Origin of the sequence: Asanoa sp. NPDC049573 (genome assembly GCF_040676615.1) — a bacterium.
Taxonomy (GTDB): domain Bacteria; phylum Actinomycetota; class Actinomycetes; order Mycobacteriales; family Micromonosporaceae; genus Asanoa.
In genome coordinates, this window is the sequence record NZ_JBFAPI010000024.1 from 55,109 (window position 1) to 61,890 (window position 6,782).

7 protein-coding genes and 1 pseudogene are annotated in these 6,782 nt (G+C 73.4%); 3 read left to right on the top strand and 5 right to left on the bottom strand.

The features are described 5' to 3' along the window. Positions 1-14 precede the first annotated feature (14 nt). Entirely contained in the window at positions 15-668 is a 654-nt protein-coding gene (locus tag AB0J74_RS34620) for a transposase (protein ID WP_363456006.1), read from the top strand. Positions 669-1,151: 483 nt separating this feature from the next. Here AB0J74_RS34620 and AB0J74_RS34625 read toward each other — a convergent pair whose 3' ends face one another. Then, positions 1,152-1,460, bottom strand: coding sequence for an AzlD domain-containing protein (locus tag AB0J74_RS34625; protein ID WP_363456009.1), 309 nt, complete (start codon positions 1,458-1,460; stop codon positions 1,152-1,154). After that, positions 1,457-2,152, bottom strand: a complete 696-nt coding sequence (locus AB0J74_RS34630) for an AzlC family ABC transporter permease (RefSeq protein ID WP_363456012.1) — start codon at positions 2,150-2,152, stop codon at positions 1,457-1,459. Before AB0J74_RS34630 ends, AB0J74_RS34625 begins: the two co-directional genes overlap by 4 nt. A gap of 55 nt (positions 2,153-2,207) precedes the next feature. Between AB0J74_RS34630 and AB0J74_RS34635 the strand changes: the two genes are divergently transcribed. Next, positions 2,208-2,774, top strand: coding sequence for an XRE family transcriptional regulator (locus AB0J74_RS34635; RefSeq protein ID WP_363456015.1), 567 nt, complete (start codon positions 2,208-2,210; stop codon positions 2,772-2,774). Here AB0J74_RS34635 and AB0J74_RS34640 read toward each other — a convergent pair. Genes AB0J74_RS34640 through AB0J74_RS34650 form a run of 3 tightly spaced genes read right to left on the bottom strand, consistent with a single transcriptional unit; the run spans position 2,720 to position 5,368 of the window. Then, a complete protein-coding gene (locus tag AB0J74_RS34640; RefSeq protein WP_363456073.1) occupies positions 2,720-3,709 on the bottom strand; it encodes an ATP-binding cassette domain-containing protein in 990 nt (329 codons plus the stop codon). The two genes, AB0J74_RS34635 and AB0J74_RS34640, sit on opposite strands and share 55 nt — an antisense overlap. Beyond that, positions 3,709-4,518 carry an ABC-2 family transporter protein gene (locus tag AB0J74_RS34645; RefSeq protein WP_363456018.1) on the bottom strand — a complete coding sequence of 270 codons (810 nt, stop codon included), beginning with the start codon at positions 4,516-4,518 and terminating at the stop codon, positions 3,709-3,711. The genes AB0J74_RS34640 and AB0J74_RS34645 overlap by 1 nt, the downstream gene beginning before the upstream one ends. After that, positions 4,511-5,368, bottom strand: a complete 858-nt coding sequence (locus AB0J74_RS34650; protein ID WP_363456020.1) for an ABC-2 family transporter protein — start codon at positions 5,366-5,368, stop codon at positions 4,511-4,513. The genes AB0J74_RS34645 and AB0J74_RS34650 overlap by 8 nt, the downstream gene beginning before the upstream one ends. A gap of 142 nt (positions 5,369-5,510) precedes the next feature. Here AB0J74_RS34650 and AB0J74_RS34655 point away from each other — a divergent pair. Then, a pseudogene (locus AB0J74_RS34655) lies at positions 5,511-6,782 on the top strand (hypothetical protein); the annotation flags it as partial.

Below are 6,782 nucleotides of genomic sequence, written 5' to 3' on the forward strand. Positions count from 1 at the left end.
TCGCGACGCTGTCATTGCTGGTCGCGCATCGCGCTGACCTGGTCGAGGACTGGGTCCGGACCATCAACCGGCTACGCCGTTTAATGGTGGGGATCTCTCCGGTGTTGGAGCGCGCGTTGACCTTCACGAACGTCGCGACGTTGGTCCTGATCAGCGCCTACCAAACTCCCGAGCAGATCCGCGCCGCCGGCCGCGAGCAACTCCTCGCGCATCTGCGTCGGCATCGGGCCCTCAACGCGGTCAAACTCGCCGATCAGGCGTTGGCCGCCGCGGCCTTGCAGGGCCTCGCCCTGCCCGGGCAGGACACCGCCGCCGCCCTCGCCAGCGAGCTCGCCACCCACCTGCTGGACCTGCACAACCGCATAAAGACGACCGACAAGGCCATCGAAGACGCCTTGGACGAACACCCACAGGCCAGCATCATCCGCAGCCTGCCCGGCATGGGCGCACTGGCAGCCGCGGAGTTCACCGTCGCGGTCGGTGACCTGTCAACCTTCGCTAGCCCTGACCACCTCGCCGCCTACGCCGGCCTGGCACCAGCGGCCCGCGACTCCGGCAAACGCAGCGGCAACCTGCGACGCCCACAGCGCTACAACCGCCGACTCCGACACGTGTTCTACATGGCCGCCCTCGCCACCCTGCACCTTGTCACCGCCCGAAGATCCTGATTTGTGGGCTACGCCCGACAACGGGACCCGCCCCTTTTAGGTTGCGGCTGTCTGCCGGTGGTCGGGGTTCGGGTGGCCAGGGGAGACGGAGCTGGGCCGATGTGTCGGGAGCGGTGAACCGCTCCTCGCGGCCGGCCTATCGGGCAGGCGACTGCCTGCCGGCCTGAACGGTCGGGGGCGGCCGCCGCCGAGGTCAGCGCCGCACTTCGTCCTCGGCGGCCGTACACCGAGCCCAGCGAGCAGGTCGGCCACATCCGACGCGCTCCACCAGGCTGTGGCCGGTCTGGTCGGTGCGCTCGCCTACCGGGGGCGCGACCGCGGCCGTCTGCTTGCTCCACCACCGCGAGGCGCGGCTGCTCTGCCTACTCCATGCCCGCGAGGCGGAACAGCGCCGCTTACCCCACGCCCGCTAGGCGGCGCGGCACCACCGCTGCTCCGCTTACGCCACGCCCGCGAGGCGGAGCAGCACCAGCGCTGCTCCGCTTACTCCACTCCCGCGAGGCGGAGCAGGGCGGCGGTTGCCGCCGCCGCGACGACCACCACGACGAAGGGGGCTCGGCGCCAGGCGAGCACCGCGCCTACCGCGACGCCTGCCGGGCGGGCGACGCCGGCGAAGACGCCTGAGTCGGTGAAGGTTGCCGTGGCAGCCAGGGCTGCCAGCAAGGTGGCGGCCGCCATCGGGAGGAGGACCTGGATCCGCTTGGGCAGGGCTACCCGCTCGCGGAGCACCACGCCGGCCAGGCGGAAGGCGTAGGTGCCGATGGCCAGGCCGACGATCACCGCGAGGATCATGATGATGGCTCCGAGGATGGGCGGCGGCGAGGCAGCGCGACCAGCAATAGGCCGCTCAGCGCCATCAGCACCGGTAACCCGGCCGGCAGGATCGGGGTTGTCACCACCGCTACCAACGCCCCGGTCAACGCCACCAGGCGGGTGGTCGGGTCCTTCAGCGTGGGCAGCAGCAGGGCGAACAGGCCGGCCGGGAACGCGGCGTCCAGGCCCAACCGGTCAGGGTCGCCGACGTTGCCGAGCAGCACGCCGAGCACCGCGCCGATGTTCCAGAGGACGAAGAGGGTGCAACCCGTTGCCCAGTAGGCGTGGCGGCGGCGGACCGGGTCGGGCTGGGCCAGCGCGAACGCCACCGACTCGTCGACCAGGAGGTGGGCACCCAGCAATCGCTGCCACCAGCGGGTGCCGATCACCTCGCCGATGGCCAGGCCGAACGGGAGGTGTCTGGCGTTCAGCAGCAGGCCGGCGAAGACGGCCGCGAACGGGTTGCCGGCCGCGATCAGGCCGACCGCCAGGAACTGCGAGCCGCCCGCGAAGACCACCAGCGACATCAGGATGGTGAGGCCGGCGGGGATGCCGGCGGCGACGGCGATCGCCCCGAACGAGATGCTCACCGCGAACACCGCGAGACCCAGCGCGCCGACGTCGCGGACCAGCGAGCGGTCGCCCAAGATGGAGCGCGCTGCGGCAGTCATGGTTACCGATCGTGCCTGCCGCTGATAGCGTTCGTCAAGTCGAACGAAGCGACCGATGGAGCGAACAGTGACCGAACCGACGATCGCCGCGACCATCGCCGCCGCCCTCCGCCGCGAGCGGGAGCGGGCGGGGCTCTCGCTCACCGAACTCGCCCGGCGCGCCGGGATCGCCAAGTCGACGCTCTCTCAGCTCGAGAACGGCGTCGGCAATCCCAGCGTCGAGACGCTCTGGTCGCTCGGCGTCGCGCTCGACGTGCCGTTCAGCCGGCTGGTCGAGCCGCCCGCCCCGGCGCTGCGGGTCATCCGGTCCGGCGACGGGCCGAGGATCAGTTCAGACCAACTCGACTACACCGGCACCCTGGTCGCGGCCGGCTCCCGGTCGACGCGCCGGGACATCTACATCATGACCATCGAACCCGGCGCCGTACGCGTCGCGGACGCGCACACCCCGCGCAGCGTCGAGCACATCGTGGTGGCCCGGGGCCGGCTGCGCACCGGGCCGGCCGGCGAGACCGTCGACCTCGAACCCGGCGACTACGCGACGTTCGCGGGCGACGTGCCGCACAGCTACGAGGCGCTCGAGTCGGGCACCTTCGCCGTGCTGGTCATGGAACACCCGTAGAGGCGGGCGACCACGTCTTCGATGTCGGGCTCCACGATGGACACTTCCCGCAACGAAGCGAGCCCGGCCAGCCGGGCCAGCAGTTCGCCCGCGGTCGCCGTCTCCAGGTCGTACTCGATGCGCAGTGGGGTGACGCCGGCCAGCGTCGCGCCGGGCACCTCGGGTGGCGCCGCCAGCGGCGCGTCGAGCTCGACCACCACCCGGCGGCGCGAGCCGTACCGGGCGTGCAGCGCCTCGATCGTGCCGTCGTGCACCACCCGGCCGTGGTCGATGACCAGCAAGCGTCGGCAGAGTCGCTCGATGTCGGCCAGGTCGTGGGTGGTCAGCACCAGGGTCACGTCGCCGCCGGCGCCCAGCTCGGCCAGGAAGGCGCGGACCGCCTGCTTGCTCACCACGTCGAGGCCGATCGTCGGCTCGTCGAGGAAGAGCACCTCGGGGCCGTGCAGCAGCGCCGAGGTCAGCTCCCCGCGCATCCGCTGGCCCAGCGAGAGCTGGCGGACGGGAGTGTCGAGGAACGCGTCGAGGTCGAGCAGCGCGCGGCAGCGGCGCAGCCGGGCGGCGTGCTCGACCCGCGGCACCCGGTAGACGTGGCGCAGCAGGTCGAAGGACGCGGCCAGCGGCAGGTCCCACCAGAGTTGCGACCGCTGGCCGAAGACGACGCCAATCCGCCGGGCCAGCCGGGTGCGCTGGCGCACCGGCGACAGCCCGCAGACGCTGACCTCTCCCCCGGTGGGCGTCAGTACGCCGGTCAACATCTTCAGCGTCGTCGACTTGCCGGCGCCGTTGGGGCCGATGTAGCCGACCATCTCGCCGCGCTCGACGGTGAGGTCGACGCCGTCGACCGCGGCCACCGTGCGCGTGGCCCGGCGCAGCCGGCCGGCCCGGACCTTGACCTCGAACTCCTTGCGCAACCCGCGCGCCGCGATGACCGCCATCATGACCCCGTGCTCGTGTAGTGCCGGATGCCCGACCGCCAGAACAGCGCGGCCACGCCGCTCGCCGCGACCGCCACCAGCGGCGCGCACCAACCGACCCAGCCGGGCAGGCCGATCGGGTCGGGCACGCCGAGCAGCGCCAGCGCCGGGTAGTAGGAGACGAAGGCGAAGCCCAGCGCGTACGCGAAGGCGTTGCGGAACCACCCGCTGTAGACGCTGACCGGATAGCTGGTGAAGTCGCGGCCGCCGTAGGTGAAGGCGTTGCCGAACTCGCCGGACTCGGTCCACCAGAAGGCCACCGAGGCCGTGATGACGAACATGGCGCCGAAGAACACCACGCCGGCGGCCGGCGCGACGACCGCGAGCAGGGCCCGGGCCGCCGTCCAGGTGATGTCGGCCGACCCGAGCGCGAACAGGTAGATCGCGGCGCCGAGCGCGGCCCGGGAGAGCTTGCGCAGCGGCAGGTCGAGCAGCAGGAGTTGCGGCAGGGCGGGCAGCGGGCGGGTGAGCACGGTGTCGAAGCGGCCGGTGCGCACGTACAGCGTGATCCGCTCGACGTTGCCGACCAGCATGTCGGCCGCCGCGAACGCGCACGCCGACATGCCGGTGATGACCAGCGCCTGATGCAGGTCGAGGCCGCCGAGCGTGCGGGTCACACCGAAGAGCACCAGGATCGTGGCGACGTCGAGCGCCGTGGACCAGACGTTGGCCACCAGGTCGACGACGAACGACGCCCGGTAGGAGAACTGGCCTTCCGCCTGCGCGCGCAGCAGGGCCCAGTAGGCGCGCAGGGCGCCCGGTTCAGCCACCCTGCACCACCAGCTTGCGCTCGGCGCGGCGCTGCACCAGGCGGCAGAGCGACAACACGACGAGCACCCAGGCCGCTTGTACGGCGATCAGGCCGGCCTGGCGAGCCGTCGGGTCGACCTCGACGAGCACATCGAGCGGCGCCTGGAACAGGCTGGGCAGCGGGGTCAGCAGCCACAGCGGGCCGACGACCCAGTCGGGCAGGAAGCGCAGCGGGAAGTAGAGGCCGCCCAGCACCCCGGATAGCAGCGTCCACAGGATCATCGGGCCGCGGACGTCGAGCAGCCAGTAGGCGCTGGCGTTGACCAGGAACCGGCAGCCGAAGCAGAGCACGACGGCCAGCACGACCGACAGGACGAACAGCGGCCAGGTCGGCCACCGGTGCGGCAGGTAGATCGGGAAGAACAGCGGGCCGACCACCACCGGCGGCACCAGCCGGGTGAGCACCGCGTGGCCGGCCCGGCCGAGATCGGTCGCCAGGTAGTTGGTCACCGGGTTGACCGGGCGGAGCAGGTCGGCCACGACGTCGCCGGTGCTGATCCGCTGCGCGAGGTCGGTCCAGCCCCAGAGCAGCACGACGGCGAGCAAGCCCTGGCCGAACCACACGTAGCTGGCCAGTCGCGCGGGGTCGTAGCCGGCCACCGTCGCGGTGCCGGCGCCGGCCGCCACGGCCAGCAGGACGTAGCTGCGCAGGAAGCCGAAGACGGTGTTGGTGAACGCGCCCGCGATGGTGGCCTGCCGATAGGTGGAGTATCGGCGGAATCCGGCGACCGTTAATGCCCAGAATGTGCGGGTTTGTGCGGCGACATTCGCATAACGCGGGCGAGGGACAGTGGCGGTGACGGAGTCCACGCCGTTACCCTCCATCCGCGACATACGCCGTATCGGGCCGCATGACAGTATCGGGTGCCGGCGGATGCCGCGCGACACAAATTCCGACGAGGTGACCCGCCGTGATTGATCGACGCGTACCGCGCTCCCGCGGGACGCGCGCGTGGATCGCAGGGCGGATCGGCCGGCGCGGATGAGCAACGAGAACGCCGAGCGACGGCGCCGCGACAGCGGCCGCGGCCGCAGCCGGCGCGGTGGCGAAGAGCAGCGACCCGACAGCGGCTGGGGCGACGACGACGGCTGGCTACGCGAGCTCGGCCGCAGCAGCGACCCCGACCCCGGCGGCGGCACCGGTTACAAGGATCCCAACGACCCGTGGGCCTGGGCGAAGGACCGCCCGCCGGCGCCCGGCTGGGCACCCACCGGCGTGCCACCCGGCCCCGGCGGCCCCGGTTGGGTCGACGACCCCGCCGCCACGGCCGGCCGACCCGGCGACGGCTTCGGCCCGCGCAGCGCGCAGCGCAGTGCGCCGGGCGAGCCGTCCTGGGTACGCGAGCGCACCGACGAATGGTCGGCCTCGGGCGGCGAGCGCTACCCGGGCGACAAGCCGCAGCGCACCGGGCGCCCGGCAGGCCGCGCCGTGGTCCGCGGGCGGGCACCCGAACCGGCCGACGACGAGGGCTACAACGCCGACCCGCGGCGTGCCGACCCGAGCAGCACCGACCCGCACATGCCCGACCCGTTCGCGCCGCATCCGATCTCGCCGCATCCGATCTCGCCGCATCCGATCTCGCCGGTCGACGGCGTGGGGCGGGCGGCCGCGGGACGCGGGCGGGTTCCCGACGCACCCACCCGCCGGGGCGGCGGCCGGGAGGCGGCGTTCCACGACGAGCGCGGCCGCGGTCCGGCCTACGACGAGCGGCCGAGCCACACCGGTCGGTCGGCCGTACCCGGCCCGGACTGGGCCGGGCGGCCGCAGTCTCCCGCCGGGCCCGGCTGGGACGACCGGCCACAGTCGCCCGCCGGCCCGTCGCGGCGACCCGCGCCGCCCGGGCGGGAGGCGGCGTTCCACGACGAGCGCGGCCGCGGACGGCTGGACGACCGCGCGCGCGAGGCCGCCTTCCTCGACGGACGCGGCCGCGGGCCCGCCGACGACCGCGGCCATGGCGTCCGCGACGACCGCCGCCGGCCGGCGGATGAGCGTGGCCGCGAGGCCGCCTTCCTCGACGAGCGCGGGCGCGGATCCGCCGACGACCGCGGGCGTGACGCCGCCTTCCTCGACGGACGCGGGCGCGGACCCGCCGACGACCGCGGCCGCGAAGCCGCCTTCCTCGACGAGCGCGGGCGCGGACCCGCCGACGACCGCGGCCGCGAAGCCGCCTTCCTCGACGAGCGCGGGCGCGGACCCGCCGACGACCGCGGCCGCGAAGCCGCC